Source organism: Catenuloplanes niger (genome assembly GCF_031458255.1).
Taxonomy (GTDB): domain Bacteria; phylum Actinomycetota; class Actinomycetes; order Mycobacteriales; family Micromonosporaceae; genus Catenuloplanes; species Catenuloplanes niger.
In genome coordinates, this window is sequence record NZ_JAVDYC010000001.1 from 8,209,436 (window position 1) to 8,228,071 (window position 18,636).

Annotated in this window: 17 protein-coding genes; 11 read left to right on the plus strand and 6 right to left on the minus strand. The window is 74.8% G+C overall.

Features of this window, described 5'->3' with window-relative positions; all coding sequences use genetic code 11:
- Positions 1-33: 33 nt before the first annotated feature.
- The gene (locus tag J2S44_RS36105; protein WP_310423638.1) at positions 34-567 is read right to left on the minus strand and encodes a winged helix-turn-helix domain-containing protein; all 534 of its coding nucleotides are present in this window, start codon (positions 565-567) and stop codon (positions 34-36) included.
- A gap of 287 nt (positions 568-854) precedes the next feature.
- Between J2S44_RS36105 and J2S44_RS36110 the strand changes: the two genes are divergently transcribed.
- Together J2S44_RS36110 and J2S44_RS36115 are read left to right on the plus strand one after the other, a co-directional pair.
- The gene (locus J2S44_RS36110; protein ID WP_310423641.1) at positions 855-1,265 is read left to right on the plus strand and encodes an HPF/RaiA family ribosome-associated protein; all 411 of its coding nucleotides are present in this window, start codon (positions 855-857) and stop codon (positions 1,263-1,265) included.
- Positions 1,266-1,427: 162 nt separating this feature from the next.
- Positions 1,428-2,756 (plus strand): alpha/beta fold hydrolase, encoded by a 1,329-nt coding sequence (locus J2S44_RS36115; RefSeq protein ID WP_310423642.1) that lies wholly within the window; start codon positions 1,428-1,430, stop codon positions 2,754-2,756.
- Between the two features lie 202 nt (positions 2,757-2,958).
- Here J2S44_RS36115 and J2S44_RS36120 read toward each other — a convergent pair whose 3' ends face one another.
- Entirely contained in the window at positions 2,959-4,818 is a 1,860-nt protein-coding gene (locus tag J2S44_RS36120) for a tetratricopeptide repeat-containing protein (RefSeq protein WP_310423645.1), read from the minus strand.
- A 463-nt stretch (positions 4,819-5,281) separates the two neighbouring features.
- Between J2S44_RS36120 and J2S44_RS36125 the strand changes: the two genes are divergently transcribed.
- The 3 genes from J2S44_RS36125 (at position 5,282) to J2S44_RS36135 (ending at position 7,847) form a co-directional block, all read left to right on the plus strand.
- Positions 5,282-5,932, plus strand: a complete 651-nt coding sequence (locus J2S44_RS36125) for a hypothetical protein (RefSeq protein ID WP_310423648.1) — start codon at positions 5,282-5,284, stop codon at positions 5,930-5,932.
- Positions 5,933-6,014: 82 nt separating this feature from the next.
- The gene (locus J2S44_RS36130) at positions 6,015-6,491 is read left to right on the plus strand and encodes an Ig-like domain-containing protein (protein ID WP_310423651.1); all 477 of its coding nucleotides are present in this window, start codon (positions 6,015-6,017) and stop codon (positions 6,489-6,491) included.
- Between the two features lie 87 nt (positions 6,492-6,578).
- Entirely contained in the window at positions 6,579-7,847 is a 1,269-nt protein-coding gene (locus J2S44_RS36135) for a sensor domain-containing phosphodiesterase (protein ID WP_310423654.1), read from the plus strand.
- Here the strand turns inward: J2S44_RS36135 and J2S44_RS36140 are convergent, their stop codons facing one another.
- Positions 7,848-8,861, minus strand: a complete 1,014-nt coding sequence (locus tag J2S44_RS36140) for a LacI family DNA-binding transcriptional regulator (RefSeq protein WP_310423660.1) — start codon at positions 8,859-8,861, stop codon at positions 7,848-7,850.
- A gap of 257 nt (positions 8,862-9,118) precedes the next feature.
- On the opposite strand from J2S44_RS36140, the gene J2S44_RS36145 reads away from it, so the two are divergent.
- From J2S44_RS36145 to J2S44_RS36155, 3 genes are all read left to right on the plus strand, one after another.
- Positions 9,119-10,087: a glycoside hydrolase family 6 protein gene (locus J2S44_RS36145; RefSeq protein ID WP_310423663.1), complete on the plus strand. Its 969-nt coding sequence runs from the start codon at positions 9,119-9,121 to the stop codon at positions 10,085-10,087.
- A gap of 256 nt (positions 10,088-10,343) precedes the next feature.
- Positions 10,344-10,925, plus strand: a complete 582-nt coding sequence (locus J2S44_RS36150) for a TetR/AcrR family transcriptional regulator (RefSeq protein WP_310423666.1) — start codon at positions 10,344-10,346, stop codon at positions 10,923-10,925.
- Positions 10,922-11,452, plus strand: a complete 531-nt coding sequence (locus tag J2S44_RS36155) for a dihydrofolate reductase family protein (RefSeq protein ID WP_310423669.1) — start codon at positions 10,922-10,924, stop codon at positions 11,450-11,452. Before J2S44_RS36150 ends, J2S44_RS36155 begins: the two co-directional genes overlap by 4 nt.
- A 212-nt stretch (positions 11,453-11,664) precedes the next feature.
- On the opposite strand, the gene J2S44_RS36160 is transcribed toward J2S44_RS36155, so the two are convergent.
- Complete coding sequence (locus J2S44_RS36160; protein WP_310423671.1) at positions 11,665-12,321, minus strand: TetR/AcrR family transcriptional regulator; 657 nt, start codon at positions 12,319-12,321, stop codon at positions 11,665-11,667.
- Positions 12,322-12,402: 81 nt separating this feature from the next.
- Between J2S44_RS36160 and J2S44_RS36165 the strand changes: the two genes are divergently transcribed.
- The 3 genes from J2S44_RS36165 (at position 12,403) to J2S44_RS36175 (ending at position 16,941) form a co-directional block, all read left to right on the plus strand.
- On the plus strand, positions 12,403-13,326 hold the full coding sequence (locus tag J2S44_RS36165) for an NADP-dependent oxidoreductase (protein WP_310423673.1): 924 nt from the start codon (positions 12,403-12,405) through the stop codon (positions 13,324-13,326).
- Positions 13,327-14,119: 793 nt separating this feature from the next.
- Complete coding sequence (locus J2S44_RS36170) at positions 14,120-14,476, plus strand: putative quinol monooxygenase (RefSeq protein WP_310423676.1); 357 nt, start codon at positions 14,120-14,122, stop codon at positions 14,474-14,476.
- Between the two features lie 218 nt (positions 14,477-14,694).
- The gene (locus J2S44_RS36175; protein ID WP_310423680.1) at positions 14,695-16,941 is read left to right on the plus strand and encodes an ATP-binding protein; all 2,247 of its coding nucleotides are present in this window, start codon (positions 14,695-14,697) and stop codon (positions 16,939-16,941) included.
- 3 nt (positions 16,942-16,944) lie between these two features.
- Here the strand turns inward: J2S44_RS36175 and J2S44_RS36180 are convergent, their stop codons facing one another.
- Positions 16,945-17,763 (minus strand): carbohydrate ABC transporter permease, encoded by an 819-nt coding sequence (locus J2S44_RS36180; protein ID WP_310423683.1) that lies wholly within the window; start codon positions 17,761-17,763, stop codon positions 16,945-16,947.
- Positions 17,760-18,632, minus strand: a complete 873-nt coding sequence (locus J2S44_RS36185; protein WP_310423686.1) for a carbohydrate ABC transporter permease — start codon at positions 18,630-18,632, stop codon at positions 17,760-17,762. Before J2S44_RS36185 ends, J2S44_RS36180 begins: the two co-directional genes overlap by 4 nt.
- Between the last annotated feature and the right edge of the window lie 4 nt (positions 18,633-18,636).

Below are 18,636 nucleotides of genomic sequence, written 5' to 3' on the forward strand. Positions count from 1 at the left end.
CGGGTGTGGTGGGCCTCGCTCCACCACACCTCCCTAGTGGGACGCGTAGCGGAAGCCGACGCCGCGGACCGAGAGGATGCGGGCGGAGGTGCCGATGTCGGCCAGCTTGCGGCGGACGCGGCGGACGACGGAGTGCAGGTCGGAGCCGCGGCCGAGGTGCTCGTTGCCCCAGACCTCGAGGTGCAGCTGCTTGTAGGTCCACACCTGGCCGGGCGAGCCGACCAGGCAGTTCAGGAAGTCGTGCTCCAGCGGGGTGAGGCTGACCTCGCGGTCCCGCCAGCGCAGCACGCGCCGGTCGGAGTCGACGCGCAGCGCCGGTTGCTCCGCGACGACCGGGGCCGCCGCCGGTGGCGTGGCCATGGTCGCGGTGGCGGTCGCGGTCGCGGCGAGCGTCGTGATCACGGTCGACTCGGGGGAGCCGACGATGTCGAGGAACTGGCGGGCCTGGTCGACGCTGGAGACGATCAGGAACGCCTCGGTGTCGCCGAGCAGCCGGGCCAGCCGGCGTCGGTCGTCCGGCGTGGCCGCGATGCCGATGGTCAATGATGTGACCGGGATCTCCGTCATGCCGCACCTCCGGAATTCCCCGGAAACCGGGAGCCACGCTGTGATGGCGATCAATTGGCATGGACCCTAATCCCGGATTGTCACGTGCCGGTTAAGAAACTGCTGGTCTGCCACCGGTTGTTGTCGTATGTGCGACACGCAGCGACGAATTGGAATTTCTCGATTTTTACATCCGCAAAATAGCAGCCAATGCGTATTGGATCGCCGCAGAACGGGTATGAGACCGAGCACCGCGGGGCCGCCACGGCCCGCGGCATGCCGTACCGGAACGTACGTGAGGAGCTGCCATGACTACCGCCGCGAGCCCGGCCACCGTCGCCACCTGCCTGCGGGTCGGCGCCGGATTCTCCCAGGGGGACCGGAACTGGATCGCCGAGCAGTTCGCCACGCTGGACGCGCGCCTCGCCTCCTTCGACGTCGACGCCACCGAACTGGAGGTGTCGGTCAAGGACCGGGAGGCGAAGGGCCAGAAGGTCACGCTGGAGTGCTGGATCGCCGGCCGCCCGAAGATCGTCACCACCTCGACCGAGGAGGACCTGCACGCCGCGCTGAACGACGTGCGTGACGACCTGCGCCGCAAGCTCAACGACTCGAAGTCCCGCCAGGAGCCGCGGAACAACCGGCACCTGCGCGAGGGCCGGCCGGAGATCGAGGAGCCGGAGCTGATCCCGGCCGAGGGTCTCCCGGCCCGCGACTGACCGCCGGCGGTACGTGACGAAGGGCCCCGGCGCGCGCCGGGGCCCTTCGCCGGGCCGGTGCCGGGTGACGACGCGCACGACCGCGCCCGGTCGCGGCCGCCGCATGGCACCGTCTCCCGTAGGACCTCCGACGGCCGGAGGCGACCGAGGAGCCTCGCGACGATGACCACGACCACACCGGACGCGCACAGGTCCGCGGACGACGAACCGTGGACGGACACGCCGGTGCGTGTCGCCGGCGGCCTGCTGCGCGGGCGCCGGGAGAACGGCCTGACCGTGCTGCGCGGCGTCCGGTACGCGACCGCCGCCCGCTTCGCCGCGCCGGAGCCCGAGCCGCCGTGGGACGGCGAGCGGGACGCGCTCGCGGACGTGGGCGTGCCACCGCAGCCCGCGTCCCGGCCCACCTCACCGCTGGGCGTGATCACGGTCGGCACGCCGACCGAGGACTGCCTGCGCCTCACCGTCGCCACCCCGGCCGCGGACGACCGCCGCCGCCCGGTGCTGGTCTTCCTGCACGGCGGCGGCTACCGCTCCGGCAGCGCGGCCTGGGGGCGGTACGACGTACGCCGCCTGGCCCGCGAGGGCGACCTGGTGGTGGTCGGCGTCGGCAGCCGGATCGGCGCGCTCGGCTGGCTGCGCCTGCCCGGTCTCGCGCCCGGCAACCTCGGGCTGGCCGACCAGGTGACGGCGCTGCGCTGGATCCGGGACAACATCGCCCACCTGGGCGGCGACCCGGATCGGATCACGTTGGCCGGCCACTCCTCCGGCGCGCACGCGGTCGTCTGCCTGATCGGGGTGCCGGCCGCGCGCGGGCTGTTCCACCGGGCGATCGTGCAGAGCCCGCCGCTCGGCCTCGGGCTGGGCTCGCCGGCCGCGTCCGCGCGGGCGTCCGCCGCGTTCCTGCGCCGGCTCGGCACGGACCCGCGCTCGGCCGGCGTCGCGGAGGTCGTCGCGGCCCAGGAGCGCGCCGAACGGGACCTGGCGGTGCGCACGGTCGGCGGGCTGGTGCCCGCGTTCATGCCGGTCGCGGGCGCGGACCTGCTGCCGGCGCCGGACGCCTGGCGGGCCGCCGCGGTGGAGAACGCACCACACCTGCAGATCATCGCGGGTACGGCGGACCGCGAACTCGCGTACTTCTTCCGCAACACGCCGCTGGCCACGGTGCCGGGCCTGGAGCGGACGTCGACCGGGCGCGTCTTCACCCGCCCCACGCAGCGCTTCGCGGAGCTGATGGCCGCGGGTGGCGCGCGCGTGCACACGTACCGGGTCGGTGCGTCCGGCCCCGGGCTGCCGCTGCGCGGCGCGCACTGCGGTGAGCTGCCGTGGCTGTTCGGCACGGAGCCGGACTGGGCCGGCGCGCCCATCCTGAACGGCCGCTCCTGGGCCGAGGTCGACGCGGACGGCGCCCCGATGCGCGCCGCCTGGCTGCGCTTCACCGCCACCGGCGACCCCGGCTGGCCCGCCGACCCGGCCCACCCGCACCGCTTCTGACCGCCGTTCCCCGGTACGCCCACGGCCCCGGCCCATCCGGCTGTCCGGTGGACCACGGGCGGGGCGTCGGCGGCCGCCCGGGCGGCGACGCGCGCGATCAGCCCGGCCGGCCGTGCCGTGCGGCGGCCCGATGTGGCGTGCATCCGCTCGGCCGGCCGCGCTCAGGCGACGTCCACCAGGTCCGCCACCCGCCACGCGCCGGTCAGGAGGCCTCGGCCGGCCGGGCGGGTGGGGCGGCCGCGCGCCAGCGGGCCAGGTTCGCGCGTGCGGAGGCGGTGCCCGGGTGCTCGGGACCGAGCACCGCCTCGCAGTCCGCCAGCAGGCCCGCGAACGCGGCCACCGCACCGGCGGAGTCCCCGGCCAGCCCGCGCGCGTACGCGAGGTTGCTCCGGCACGTCCACGTGTTCGCGTGATGCGCGCCGAGCACCTGTGCCGACTCCGCGAGCAGCACCTCGTACGCGGCGACCGCGCTCTCCGCGTCACCGGACTCGCCCAGCCAGCGGGCCGCGTTCCCGCGCGCCAGCAGCGCCCGCGGGTGGTCCGCGCCGAGCAGCCGGCCGGTGTCCGCGGCCAGCCGCGCGCTCGCCGCGGCCGCGCCCGCCGGGTCGCCGGCCGCGCCCCGGCTGTGACACGCGCGGGCCCGCACCGGGTGCAGCGCCACCGCGTCACCGGCCGCGCCGAGCAACGCGTCCGTGCCGGCCCGCAGCCGGGCCGCGTACCCGGGATCGCGCTCCTCGTCCGGCCAGGCCTCCAGGACCGCCTCCGCCGCGGCCGTGGCCGCGTCCGCCAGCTCGGCCGCGGACAGGTCGTCCAGCAGCAGCCGGCGTACCAGCGGGTGCAGCGTCACCGTGGTCTCGTCCGCGACGACCAGGCCCAGCCGGTGCAGCGCGGCCAGCCCGGTGCGGATCTCCGTCGCGTCCAGCGGGCCGCCCGTGGCCGCGTGCGTGCACAGCCAGTCCCGGGCCGTCGCGGTGATCAGCACCGGCACCGGGACGCCGGCCGGGTCCAGCACCGCGGACAGTGCCAGCAGCGGGGTGGCCAGGCCGGCCGGCTCGGCGCGGTCCGCGGCCTCGACCGCGAGCGCCAGCGACGCCGCGACCGCGCGCTCCGGGTCCCGGTGCACGCCGGTGCCGCGCGCGGCCAGCCGCCGCCGGTACCAGGAGCAGGGCAGCGTCTCCTCGGCCAGGAACGCGCCGGCCAGCGCGACCGCGAGCGGCAGCCCGCCGAGATCGGCCGCGACGCCGTCCGGGTCGTCGACCAGGTCCGGCCGCCGGGCCAGCCGGGCGCGCAGGAAGTCACGCGCCTCGGTCCGGGTGAACGCGGGCAGTGGTACGTCCCGGCCCTGCACGGCCGTGGCCGGCAACCGGGTGGTGATCACGGTGCGGCCGCCCGGCGGTGGCAGCAGCCCCTCCAGGTCCGCCGCGTCCGTGACGTCGTCCAGCACCACCAGCCAGCGACGGTCCTCGCCGGTGAGCGCGTCCGGCAGCGGCCGTCCCAGCTCGGCGGCGGCCCGGCCGTACCCGCTGATGATCTGGTCCTGGGAACCGGCCGGGATCCAGAGCAGCAGGTCGATCTCGCGCCCCCGCCACAGCTCCTCGGCCAGGTGCGCGGCCGCCTGCGTCTTGCCGGCGCCACCGGGCCCGGTCAGCACCCACCGGCCCGGCCGCGCCGCGATGCCGCGCACCGACGCGCGCGGCTGATGGCCGTCGGCCGGCCGGGGGACCGCGCCGATCCGGCACCGGTCCGCGTCGCGGGTGGTGACGCGCTGCCGGGGGAACGCACGTTCGTAGAGCTCACGCCAGGCGGTCATGGTCAGCTCCTGCGCCGCTAGCGGACGTTGCCGGCTGGCCGCGTATCCGGCGCACCCGTCGATGAACGCCTCGACCGTGGCCCAGCGCATGCCGCCGGAGCCGCCGGTGACCGCGGCGAGCGCTGATCGGCTGACCCGGTGCCCCCGGCGGTGCGCGTGATCCTTCAGGCTGTCCGCCTTCGGGAGTCCGGCACTGGTGTGCAGGCGGCGAAGTCGCTGCCGCAGCATGTCCACCGGGCGCTCGTCGGGCACCGCGCGTCCTCCTCGCCACGATCGGTTGCCGCACGTCACACTGCTCGCGCGGTCAGGCGAACACGGACGGTAGTGCCGGCTGGAATCCCGCGACGGACAGCGCGTCCGGGGGTCGCCCGATCAGGCGTGGGGTGATCACTCGGTCGGTGGCGCCGGCGTCCCCGGTCGGCGGCGAGGCCGCGCATGGTCCGCGGCCCGCCGCCAGTCGGAGGTCGAACAGCCCCTTCCGGCGAGGCGCGCCGCCCCGTGGCACCCGCTCCGCCGTTTCGACCACTCGGGGCAGGTTAGTCAAATTTGCGACGCCACCGAAACGGTCGTTGATCCATCCCGGCCGCCCGGACGGCCCAGGCCGCCGTCCACCGTCCGGTCAACCACGCTTGACCCCGGCCCGGGGACACGGGTCCTGCCGGCGTCTCGACCGCGGGCTTGACCCTGGCCCGGGGACAGGGTTTCTACTGGCGCCATGTTGAGGGAATGGCGCCGGAACCGGGCGATCCAGCGGGTCAGGCCGGGGACCGGGCGCCCGCTGAAGCGATTCCGCTGGTGGCAGCCGCTGTCCCGGGCCCTGCTCTACCTCACGCTCCCCGGCCCGGACGGCCGGGAGAGCGTCTACGCCGTCGAGGTACGCCACCTGCAGTCCGACGACGACGGGTTCGGCCGGGCCCACCTCTACCTGGACGGCCGGCACCACGCCGAGTCCCGGCTCCCCGCGGTCTTCCCGGTGCCCGGCGGCGTGATCGAGGTGGCGGTGTCCCTCTTCGGGCTGAGACGCTGCCACTACGTGACCGACGCGGGCGAGGAGTGCCAGCTGGTCCCGGACCCGCGCTCCGCCGAGGGCCGCCGCGCGCGCTTCGACCGCGACCACCCGGCGCTGAGCCGCGGCCTCGGCGGGTTCTCGCTGGTGCTGCTGGTCGTGGCGTCGGTTCTGGCGCTCCCGCAGCTCGCGGAGCCGATCCTGGGCATACCGCCGCTGGCGGAACGCGTCGGGCCGTACACCTCGCCGATCGACCTGCCGGTCTGGCTCAACATCGCGCTCGGCGTGGCGGTCGCGGCCGCCAGCACCGAACGCGCGCTGCGCCTGCGCTACAGCTGGCTCGACGCGGCCGCGAACTGACAACTTCTCCTCAGGTCCGCCCGCCGCCCGCCGAAACGCCGGTCCCCGGAACCGGGAGAGATCGTTCGTGAGGAGCCCGTCCATGCGCAGAGCCGCATCCGCCGCCGTCGCCGTCGTGCTCGTCGGGGGCCTGCTGACCATGCCGGCCTCCGCGGCCCAGGCCCGCAAGGGCGGCGACCGCACCCCGCCCCGGCTGACCGTCACGTCCTACGCGATGGAGAACAGCACGCTCACGGTCTCGGTCGGCGCCTCCGACGCGTCCGGCGTGCGGGGCGTGTCACTGCTGGTCCGCGGCAAGGTGGTCGCCACCGACACCACCGCGCCGTACCAGCTGACCGCGGACCTGTCCGCCTACAGCGGCGGCGAGGTCCGGTGGAAGGTCCGCGCGGTCGACCGCCGCGGCAACGACCGCACCACCGAGGACCGCAAGTCCCGCGTCAAGCCCCGCCCGGAGCGCCCCCGCCCGACCCCGACGGTCACCCCGGCCCCGACGGCCACCCCGACCCCGGCGCCGGCCCCGACCGGGACGGCCACGCCGGAACCCACCGAGACGGACTGACCGGCGCGCGTCGTGGCCGGCACCGTACGCGGCGGTTCCGGCCGGCCAGGGCCTCACACGAACGGCCCGGCTGCCGATGGTGCCGGGGTGAGCGCCATATCGGGCACCCCCTCCCGCCCCGTCGTGGATGCCGGGCCGGGCCTTGCCGGTCTGTTGCGGGACGGCGGCCTGCACACCGTCTTTCAGCCGTTCATCGACCTGGACTCCGGCACGGTGGTCGCCTACGAGGCGCTGCTGCGCGGGCCCGAGGCGACCCGGTGGGCCTCGCCGATGGCGCTGCTGGAGGCCGCCCGGGCGACCGGGCGGCTGGCCGACCTCGAACACGCCTCGCTGCGCGCGTCGCTGGCCGGCGCGGCCGCCACGTCGGACGGCCAGGCGGTGACGCTGTTCGTCAACGTCGAGCCCCGCACGCTCACCGACCACCTGGACGTCGTGCTCGACGCGCTCGCCGGGCGCGCCGAACACGTGCAGGTGGTCGTCGAGATCACCGAGCGGGCCCTGGCCGCGGACCTGGCCGGCGTGCTGGCGGCCGCCGAACGGCTGCGCGCCGCCGGTTGCGCCATCGCCCTCGACGACGTCGGCGCGGAACCGGCGTCGCTCGCCTTCATCCCGCTGCTGCGCCCGGAGGTGGTCAAACTCGACCTGCGCCTGCTGCGCACCGTCAAGGACCCGGCCACGGTGACCGTGGCCGGCGCCGTCCAGGCGTACGCGGAGCAGAGTGGCGCCGAGGTCGTCGCCGAGGGCATCGAGACGCCGGAGGACCTGACCCGCGCGCTCGTGCTCGGCGCGACCCTGGGCCAGGGCTGGCTGTGGGGTCGCGGCGAACGCCGGGTGTCGCGCACGGTCTTCGCGCCGGAGCGGTTCACCGCCCGGTCGATCGGGCCGGCGCTGCGGGCCACGCCGTACGAACTGATCGGCTACCGGCGGCGGGTCCGGCGCGCGCCCAAGCACCTGCTCATCCCGCTGTCGAAGACGCTGGAGACGACGGCCCTGCAGGCCACGGTGCCGCCGATCGTGCTCGCCGCCTTCGAGCACGCCCGCTTCTTCCGCCCGTCGACCGTGCGGGACTTCACCGAGCTCGCGGCCGCGCTGCCGTTCGTCGCCGCGCTGGGCGTGGACATGCCGGCCCGCCCGGCGCCCGGCGTGCGGGGCGTCGCGCTGTCGCCGGTGGACCCGCTGGCCAGCGAGTGGACCGTGGTGGTCCTGGGCGCGCACACCTGCGGCGCGCTGATGGCGCGCGACCTGGGCGACACCGGCGCCGACGGCGACCGGGAGTTCGAGTTCGTCGTCAGCTACGACCGGGCCCTGGTCACGGCGGCCGCGCACTCGCTGGCCGGCCGGCTCACCGCCGACTGATCAGGCGGAGCCGCGCCGCACCAGGTGCGTGGGGAGGACGACCGGCACCCGGTCCTCGCCGTCGAGCACGCCGAGCAGCATCCGGGTCATCTCGCCGCCCAGCGCCTGGATCGGCTGGTGCACGGTGGTCAGCGGCGGATCGGTCCGGGTGGCGATGCCGAGGTCGTCGAAGCCGACCACGGCCACGTCACCCGGCACGGACCGGCCGGCCGCGCCGAGCGCGCGCAGGGCGCCGGCGGCCATGTTGTCGCTGGCCGCGAAGACGCCGTCGAGGTCGGGGTGGCGGGCCAGCAGGCCGGTCATCGCGGCGGCGCCGCCGGCCTCGGTGAAGTCGCCCTCGGCGACGCCGTGCGGGGTCAGCCCGGCCATGATCAGCGCCTCCCGGTAGCCGCGCTGCCGGGCCTCCGCGACCTCGGTGCCGCTCTCCCCGGTGATGGTGACGATCCGGGTGCGGCCGAGACCGACGAGGTGCTCGGTGGCGAGCCGGGCCCCGCCGGCGTTGTCCGCGTCGACGTACCACCGTGGCCGCAGCCGCAGCGGGCGGCCGCCGTAGACGGCCGGCACGCCGGCCTCCCGCACGATCCGGGTCAGCGGGTCGTCGCCGCGCAGCGCCATCAGCATGACGCCGTCGACGCCCCGGGTGCGCAGCAGGTTCGTCAGCCGGGCCCGGCCCCGGCCGGCGCTGGCCAGGCAGAGCAGCAGGTGCAGGTCGGTCTGCTCGAGCGCCGCGGACACCCCCACGATCACCTGGGCGAAGAACGGGTCGGCGAACAGCTGGGGATCGTCGTGGGAGATCGCGAGGGCGACGATCCCGGTCCGGCGGGTGGCCAGCGCGCGGGCGGTGCGGTCGGGCAGGTAGCCGAGTTCCTTGACGGCCCGGTGGACCGCGTCCCGGGTCGCGCGGCTGACGTGCGGCGCGTTGTTGATCGCCCGGGACGCCGCGGACCGGGACACGCCGGCCCGCTCGGCCACCTGGTCGAGCGTCGGTTGCCGCCGGGGCGCCGCGGTCGCCATCTCGATGCCGGGTCCTTCCCGTCCGCCGTGGGCGGCCGTCAGCGGTACCGGACACATATCGATGGACGATCGTATCGAGCCCGGTCGGCGCCGGGCCACCCCGCGGGACTGGAAGCGCTTCCGGTCGGCTGGCACTCCCGGGGGCGCCGATCCGTGTGGATGCCCGGTTGCCGTTGGATCGCGCGCGTCTTAGATTGACAGATATAACTGGAAGCGCTTCCAGTCCGACCTCCGTCCCCGTACCGGGAGAAGCGACCATGACCCGACTGATCCGTCCTCGGACGCTCGCCGCAGCGCTGGCCCTGACCATTCCCGCGGTCCTGCTCGGCGCGCCCGCCGCGCACGCCGACCCGATCGGCCAGACCAGCGGCTTCTACGTCAACCCGAACTCCAGCCCCGCGTCCTGGGTGGCCGCGAACCCCGGCGACGGGCGCGCCGCGGCGATCCGCAGCCAGATCGCCCAGCGGCCGATGGCCAGCTGGTTCGGCAACTGGAGCGGCGACATCGCGTCCGCGGTCGGCGGCTACGTCGGTGCCGCGGACGCGGTCGACAAGCTGCCCCTGCTGGTGGCCTACAACATCCCCGGCCGGGACGCGTGCGGCGGCCACTCCGGCGGCGGCGCCGGCAGCGTCGCCGCGTACGACGCGTGGATCTCGTCCTTCGCCTCCGCCGTCGGCAACCGGCCGGCCGTCGTGGTCGTCGAGCCGGACTCGCTCGGCGACTTCAGCTGTATGAACCAGACGCAGATCAACGACCGGGTGGGCATGCTGTCCCGGGCCGTCGCGCAGTTCCGGTCCAAGGCGCCGAACACCTGGGTGTACCTGGACGCCGGCAACCCGGGCTGGGTCGACGCCCAGACGATGGCACAACGCCTGAACACGGCCGGCATCGCCAACGCGCGCGGCTTCGCGCTGAACGTCTCGAACTACTTCACCACCGGCGAGAACACCGACTTCGGCGGCCGGGTCGCCGCGGCGCTGCGCAACTACGGCCACCAGAAGCCGTTCGTGATCGACACCAGCCGCAACGGCAACGGCGCCAACGGCCAGTGGTGCAACCCGGCCGGCCGCCGGATCGGCACCCCCACCCAGCTGGGCGGCGGCGCCGAGATGCTGCTGTGGCTCAAGACGCCGGGCGAGTCCGACGGCAACTGCGGCGTCGGCGGCGGATCCAGCGCCGGCCAGTTCCTGCCCGAGGTCGCCTACAAGATGATCTACGGCTACTAGTCCGGCGCCGTTCGCGCCGGACGCCGGCGAGGATCGAATCCGACACCGGGATCTTCCCGCTTCCGGCACGTCCGGGTCCGCATGCTCCCGCGGGCACCGGTCGTCGCCGGCGCTCCTCCCTGCCGGTTCGCGGTCGCACGGTCCACACCGGACCGTGCGACCGCTTCCGTCGCTCCCACCGGTGTCCGCCGTCACGAATTTAATAAATGACTGTTCATTTATTAACTGCTACAGTCGGCGCGAAGGGAGGGCGTCCATGGCCCGGCCACGCACCACCAGTGACGAAGACATCCTCGCCGCCACCGGGCGCGCCATCGGTGCGCACGGCCCCGGCGGGCTCACCCTGGCGCACGTCGGCGCGGCGGCCGGGGTCTCACCGGCCACCCTGTCGCAGCGGTTCGGGTCCAAGCGGGGCCTGCTGCTCGCGTTCGCCGCGCACGAGGCCGCGCACGCCGCCGCGCCGTACCACCGGGCGCGGGCCGCGCACGACTCGCCACTCGCGGCGCTGCACGCGGTCGCCGAGGAATACGCCGGCCGGCTGTCCACGCCCGAGGAGATGGCCAACGACCTCGGCATGCTGCAGCTCGACCTGTCCGACCCGGAGTTCCGCGCGCACGCCGCCGCGCACGCGCACGCGGTGGACGCGGCGCTGCGGGAGCTGGTCGCCGACGCCGTCACCCGGGGCGAGCTGCCGTCCCGTACCGACGTGGCCCGGCTGTCCCGCGCCATCAAGATCACCATCGACGGCTCGCTGTTGCGGTGGGCCCTCACCGGCGACGGCGATCCCGCCGCCCAGCTCCACGACGACCTCGATCACCTGCTCGGGAGAACCGCATGACCTTCACCGCCACCGTCTTCATCGGCACCAGCCTGGACGGCTTCATCGCGCGCCCGGACGACGACATCGCCTGGCTGACCTCCCGCGGCGAGCGCGCCGGTGACATGGGCTTCGGCGCGTTCCTCGACTCGGTCGACGCCGTGGTCATGGGCCGCAACACGTACCGGCAGGCGGTCTCGTTCGGCGAGGAGAACTGGCCCTACGGCGACCGGCACGTCGGCGTCCTGAGCACCACGCTCGCCGACGACGCCGACCCGCGCGTCACGGTCTACCGCGACCTGGACGGCCTCGTCGCCGACCTGGACGCCCGCGGGCTCAGGCACGTCTATCCCGACGGCGGGCGCCTCATCCAGAGCCTGCTCCGCGCCGGCCGCGTCGACGCGTTCATCATCAGCATCGCCCCGGTCCTGATCGGCGCCGGTCACCGGCTCTTCGGCGAACTGCCCACGGACGTGCCGCTGCGCCTGGACTCCGCCACCGACGTCGGCGGCGGCTTCGCGCAGCTGCGCTACACCGTGGAGAAATAGCTCCACCGCCGCCGCGATCACCGCGGTAACCGGAATCCGCCGGGTGTGACGAGCCCTCACGGCAGCCGGAGTTCGCCGGGCGCGGCGGCCACCGCCCGTAGCCGGGGACCGCTCGCGCGGTACCCGAGAGGCCGGATGCCGATCGCGTCCGCCGGGCCGACTCGTGAGGTGGAGCCGATGGCCGACCCGACCACCTACCCCCTCGGGCACCGTCACGCCGGCGACGGCACCCCCATGCCGGTCAGCACGATGTCGGCCAGGCGGCGGGAACGGGCCGCCCGGTGCGCGGCGGTGCCGGGACCCGCGCTGCCGCCCGCGCCGCCGGTCGCGGTGACGCCGAGGTTCGCGCCGCCGCCCGCGGCGACGACCAGGAGGACGTCGGCCGCGGTCAGGTCCGGGCGGAGTGCGCCGGCCGCGCGGGCCCGGGCGACCAGCATCGCGAGGTCGCGGTGGAACGCGGCGACCCGGTCCGCGTGACCCGGCAGCGTCGCGTTCGCCGCCCGGATCGCGGCGGCGAGCAGCGCGCCGTCCGCCTGGGCCTCGAACGCGTGCTCCACGTACGCCCGCAGCGCCCGCGCCGGGTCCGGGTCCGCGACCGCGCGGCGCACCGAGGCGTCGCACGCCCGGGACTGTTCCGCGACCACCGCGTCCATCAGGTCGCGCCGCGCCGGGAAGTGCCGGTAGAGCGTCGCCGCGGACACGCCCGCGTCCCGCGCCACCTCGCGCACCCGCACCGCGTCACCGCCCGGCCCGAACAGCCGCCGCGCCGCCGTCAGGATCCGCCGCCGGTTGGCCGCGGCGTCCTGCCGTACCCGCGCGGGTTCGTGGTTGTCGCCGTTCCGAGACGGCTTCGCGCCGCCGTCTCTCACTTCGCCGCGTTCCATGGCCGCCGGACCTCCCCACTCCATACGGTTGCCGCGATCGTTCCGCCGACAACGAAAGCACACACCATGCAGGCTCTGCTGTTCACCGCGCACGGCGGCCCCGAGGTCCTCACCGTCGCCGACGTCCCCGCGCCGCACGCCGGCCCCGGCCGGATCCGCGTCGCGGTCCGCGCGGCCGGCGTCTCACCCGCGGACGACGCGATCCGCTCCGGCGCGTGGAAGGACATCTACCCGATCCCGCTGCCGTACGTGGTGGGCGTCGACGCCGCCGGTGTGGTCGACGAGATCGGCGACGGCGTCGACGGCGTCCACCTGGGCGACGAGGTCTACGGCGTGCGGCCGGCCGGCGCCACCACCGCCGCGCACGCGGTCCTCGACCTGTGGGCCGCCAAGCCCGTCGCCTGGACCTGGTCCCAGGCCGGTGGCGCGGCCGCCGCGGTCGCCACCGGCAGCCACGCACTCGACGAACTCGGCGTCCGAGCCGGGTCGACGCTGCTGCTCGACGGCGCGAGCGGGGGAGTCGGCGCGATCACGGTCCAGCTCGCCGTGGCGCGCGGCGCCCGGGTGATCGGCACCGCCGGCCCGGCCAACCACGCGTTCCTCCGCGATCTCGGCGCCGAGCCGGTCACCTACGGTCCCGGTCTCGCCGACCGGGTCGGCACCCGGGTGGACGCCGCGCTGGACGTGAGCGGTCACGGCGACGTCCGCCGGCTGGTCGCGCTCACCGGCTCCCCGGACGCGGTGCGCACCCTGGTCGCCCACAACGCCGCGCACGGTGTCCGCCTGCTGCGGGTCGACCCGTCCGGCGTTCCCGCGGCCCTCACCGCGGCCGCCGCGCTGGCCGACGCGGGCCGCCTCACCGTCCCGATCGCCGCCGAATACCCGATCACCGACGGCCCGGCCGCGCACGCCCGCATCGCCACCGGCCACGCCCGCGGCAAGGTCGTCATCACTCTCACCACCCAGCCCGACGAGGCCGCGGCCCGCTGAGGTGGCGGATGCCGCACGCAGCCCGCCGGGCACTCGGGCCCGCCGGGTCCAACCGGTTCGCCGGGTTCGCGGGTTCTGCCGGGTTCACCGGCTCTGCCGGGTTCGCCGGGCCCGCCCGGTCCGCGGCCCGCTCGGTCTGCCTGGTCCGCCGGGTCTGCCAGGTCGCCGTGTCTGCCTGGTCCGCCGTGTCTGCCGGGTCCACCGGGCCTGCCGGGTTCGTCGGGCTCGCCGGGCCCGCCCGGTCCGCGGGCCGCCGGGTCCGCCGGGCCGCCCGGTCTGCCTGGTCCGCCGGGCCGCCCGGTCTGCCTGGTCTGCCTGGTCCGCCGGGTCTGCCGGGTCCGCCGTGCCCGCCTGGTCCGCCGGTTCGGCCGGGTCCGCTGTGCCCTCCCGGTCCGCCGGGCTGCTGGGCCCTGGGTCTGCCTGGACTTTTGGGCCACCGGCTGCCGAAGCGCGAGGGTCGCCCAGCTTGCGGAGCCCGCCCGCCCAGGTGTCCGGCTGTCCGGGGCCATGGAGCCCTCCGGGGTTGCCGAGCCCTTTGGCGCCGCCGGGACTGCCGAGGCGCGGGGTCACCCAGCCCGCGGAGGGCGCCCAGCCCGCGGAGATTGCGGAGGCGCCGAGGTGGCGCGGGGCGCGGAGGGTGCCAGGTGGACTGGGCCGCCGTGGGGCGCGTGCGCCACACGTGCCGGGCGGGAACCGGTGGTGCCGGCTCCTTCGTCGGTTTTTGTCTGATCAGACAAAAACTCTGTATGGTGGGGTCGCCACCGTACCGACACCGAGGAGGACACGGGACGCCATGATCGCCCATGACAAGCGCGCGCCGACCGGCAAGGTCATCAGTGCCTACTACACCGTGCATCCGGAGGACCGGCAGACGTTCGTCGATGCCGTCGTCCCGCATCTGTCCACGACAGCTCGGCAGGACGGGTGCACGTACTACGTGTTCGCGCAGGATCTCACCGACCCGAACACGATCCACCTCACCGAGGGATGGCGGGATCAGGCCGCCATCGACGCGCATTTCGCCGACGAGAACTTCCTCTCCGCCGTTCGCGCCGTCCTCGGTGGCGTGCGCATTCTCGACTACCAGGCGGAGACCTACGACGTCGCGGCGCAGGCCGCCGGCGCGCTCCCCGGCGCCGGGGCGAACTGACGCCGGGCACCCGGCGGCGCACGCGCTCGCCGATGTCGAGCGGTTCGCCGGTGTCCCCGCCCGGGACTGGAGCCTCCGCATGAACCGTCCCGACGCGGGAAGGGACGCGGCCCGGCCTCGGCGCTCGCCTCGCGTCCTTTTTATCCGAAAAATCACTCCGAACGTAGTGTATTCCACAAGACGCTCAGCATCGCGGGCTCGCTGCCGATGGTGCGGGCATGTCGACCGGCCGGAGGAGGGCGGGCTGGCGGGGCGCCACCGTGCTCGCCGTCCTCGTCACCGTGGCCGGGATCGTGCTCGCCCTGACGGCCGGCGGCATCGTCGCGGCCGGGCAGCGGGACGCGGCGGCGGAGCAGCTGCGCGAGCGGACGAACACGATCGCGACCCGGCTCGCGGCCGAGGCCCGGCGCTACACGGACGCGGTGTCGCTGGTCGCCGCGTCGCTGAGCAACCGGCCGGCGGTGACCGCGCCGCAGTTCGGCACCGCGATCGCGCCGGTCGAGCGGATGCTGCTGCCCGGCGCCACCACGATCGCGTTCCTGGCGCCGGTGGCCCGCGGCGACGTGGCGGCGGCGCAGCGACGCTGGCAGCAGCGCGGCGCGGCCGGACTGACCCTGCGCCCGGTCAACGTGGCCGCGCCGGAGCACTACTTCTACATCTTCGACGCGCCGCTGGACGGCGGCACCTACCGGATGGCCGGCGCGGACGTGTCCACCGCCCGCGAGCCCGTGTCGGCGCTGCGCGGCGCGCGGGACGGCCGCCGGCTGACCGTGTCCGACGCGTACTGGCTGCTGCGCGACGCGGACGTGCCGGTCGAGGTGCGGCAGCTGTCGTTCGTGGTGACCGCGCCGGTCTTCACCGCGCCGGAGCCGGGTGTCCGCGAGTTCGCCGGATGGGTGCTGATGAGCCTGCGCGGCCTGGACTTCCTGACCGGGGCGCTGGACACCGGCACGCCGGAGCCGGTCGACGTCACGCTGAGCGCGACCGTGCGGGGCGCCCGCGCGGACGTGGCCACGCTGCGCGGCACCGCGCCGGGCACCCGCGACCTGACCGGCAGCGCGCAGATCCGGGTCGGCAACCGGGCCTGGACGCTGCGGTTCGCGGTGCACGCCGGCGCGCTGCAGTCGGATCGGGCGGGGGTGCCGGTGGTGCTGGCCACGGCCGGTTCCGCGCTGTCGGTGTGTGTGGCCGCGCTGATCTGGGTGCTGGCCACCGGCCGGGACCGGGCCCGCGCGCGGGTGGACGCCGCGACCCGGCAGCTGCGGGCGTCCGCGCGGGCCGTCGAGGCGGAGCGCGCGTACCTCGTACAGGTGCTCGATCTGCTGGATCTGACCGTGGTGACGTGTGACGTGACCGGCCGGGTGGTGCACATGAACCGTACCGGCCGGTCGCGGTTCGGCGGTCCGCACGAGGTGCTGCACGTGCGGGACACGATCGAGGGCATGGGCCTGACCCGGCCCGACGGCACGCCGCTGACCGCGCACGACGCGCCGCTGTTGCGCGCGCTGCGGGACGAGCCGGTGCACGCGGAGGAGATCGTCCGGCACCTGCCGGACGGGTCGGTGCGCCGGCTGCTCACCCACGCGCGGGCGCTGCGCGATCCGGACGGGGCGATCGCCGGCGCGGTCTCCTGCGCCTACGACGTGACGCCGCTGCGTGAGCGGGAGGCGGAGCTGGCCGCGTTCGCCGGGATCGTGGCGCACGATCTGAAGAACCCACTGGCCATGGTCATCGGGTACGTGGACCTGCTGCTCGACGACCTGGCCGGCAACGCGGAGCTGACCGAGGAGCACCTGCGCACGCTCGGCCGGGTCCTGGTCACCGGCCGCCGCATGCGCCGCCTGATCGACGACCTGCTCGGCATGGCCCACGCCCGGGACGGCGTGCTCCGCCCGGCGGACGTGGACCTGCGCGCGCTGGCCGGTGAGGTGGTGGCGGAGCGCCTGGCCACGGCCGGGGACCCGCCGCCGCAGGTGTACGTCGGGCCGCTCGCGCCGGTGCACGGCGACGCCGGGATGCTGCGCCAGCTCGTCGACAACCTGATCGGGAACGCGATCAAGTACACGCCGCCGAGCCACGCCGCCCGGGTGGACGTGACCACGACCGTGCTGCCGGACGGCCGGGTGCGCCTGGAGGTCGCGGATCGTGGCATCGGCATCCCGGCCGGCCATCATTCCCAGGTGTTCAACGACTTCCACCGCGCGCACCCGGCGGACGGCTACGCCGGCACCGGCCTCGGCCTGTCCATCTGCCGCCGCATCGTGGAACGCCACGGCGGGTCGATCCACGTGGAGGACAACCAGGGTGGCGGCGCCCGTTTCTGCGTGACGCTGCCCGCGGCGACGGGTGAGGCGCCGCCGGTGGCGACCGGCGGGTCACCGGTCACCACCGGGGAGGCGGCTCCGCGCCGGGCGCAGCCGCCGGTCGCCGCGGCCCCGACCGAGCCGCCGTCGGTGCTGCGGTGAGGGCTAGCCCTTGACGGCGCCGGACGTCATGCCGGCCACGATCTGCCGGTTGAAGAACGCGAACATGACCAGCGGCGGGATCGTGATGAGCAGGATGTTCATGAACAGCAGGTGGTAGTCCGTGCTGTACTGCCCGGCGAAGTTGTACAGCGTCAGCTGCACGGTCGCGTTCCGGTCGCCCGGTAGGAAGTACAGCGGGTTCACGAAGTCGTTGAACACCGTGACGCTCTGCACCACGATCGCGGTCACGATCACGGACCGCAGCAGCGGGAGGACGACCCGGAAGAACAGCCGCAGCGGCCCGGCCCCGTCCAGGATCGCCGCCTCGTCCAGCTCCCGCGGGATCGTGGCGATGAACGCGCGGAACAGCAGCACGCAGAACGACAGCCCGAACGCGACCTCGACCAGGATCAGCCCCGGCATCGTGCGGAACAGCCCGAGCCGTTGCAGCACCCAGATCGTCGGCACCACGGCCGGCGGGATGATCAGCCCGGCCAGCACCAGGAGGTTGACCGGACCGGTCCACCGCGACGGCCGCCGCTGCAGCACGAACGCCACCATCGCGGCCAGCACCACCATGATCGAGACGCTTGCCACGGTCAGGATCGTGCTGTTGATGTACGCGATGACGAGCATGTAGTCGCGGGCCTGGACCACCTCGACGAGGTTCGCCAGGAACCGCGGCTGCGACGGCCAGGAGAACTCCAGCCGGGACGCCTCCGCCCGGCTCTTGCCGGCCGTCAGCACGATGAACAGGAACGGCACGCCGAACACCACGCCGGACAGCACGATCGCCAGCAGGCCCAGCAGCTTCGATCTCACATCTCCACCTCCCGCCGGTTCAGCCACCTCGACAGCGGCAGCACGATCGCGGTGACCAGCGCGAACAACACCACGTTCCCGGCCGTGGAGAGCCCGTAGAACCCGGCCTGGTACTGCTTGTAGATCACCGACGCGATCACGTCGGACGTGAAGCCCGGCCCGCCGCGGGTCATCGCCCAGATCAGGTCGAACGAGCGCAGCCCGCCGATCAGCGACAGGATGATCACGGTGGCGGTGGCCGGCCGGCACAGCGGCAGGACGATGCGGCGGAACCGGGCCCAGGCGCCCGCGCCGTCCGTCTTCGCCGCCTCGACGTACTCGGCCGGGATGGACACGATCCCGGCGATGTAGATGACGGTCGCCAGCCCGACCCCTTTCCATACGTCCACCAGCGCCACGGACAGCAGCGCCCACGACGGGTCGGTCAGCCAGCCCGGCCCGTCGACGCCGAGCACCGCCAGCGACTGATTGATCAGTCCGCGCTCCGGGTTCATCAGCACGGTGAACGTCAGGCCCACACCGATCGTGCTGACCAGCACCGGGAAGAACACCACGGACCGCAGCCAGCCGCGCGCCGCGATCTGCGAGGTCAGCAGCAGCGCGAGCGCCATGCCCAGCACCACCTTCAGCCCGGACGTGACCACGCCGTAGATCAGCGTGTTCGTGAGGCCTTTCACCAGCGCGGGCTCGCGGAAGAACGTCACGAAGTTGTCCAGCCCGACGAACGTGGAGTCGAACACGCTCCACCGGGTCAGGCTGAACCAGAAGCTGGTCACGGTCGGCACGACGAACAGCACGCCGTAGATCACCGCGGCCGGCAGATAGAACCAGTGGGGGTACGGGCTGCGCGCCCGGGCCGGTGTGGTCATCCCG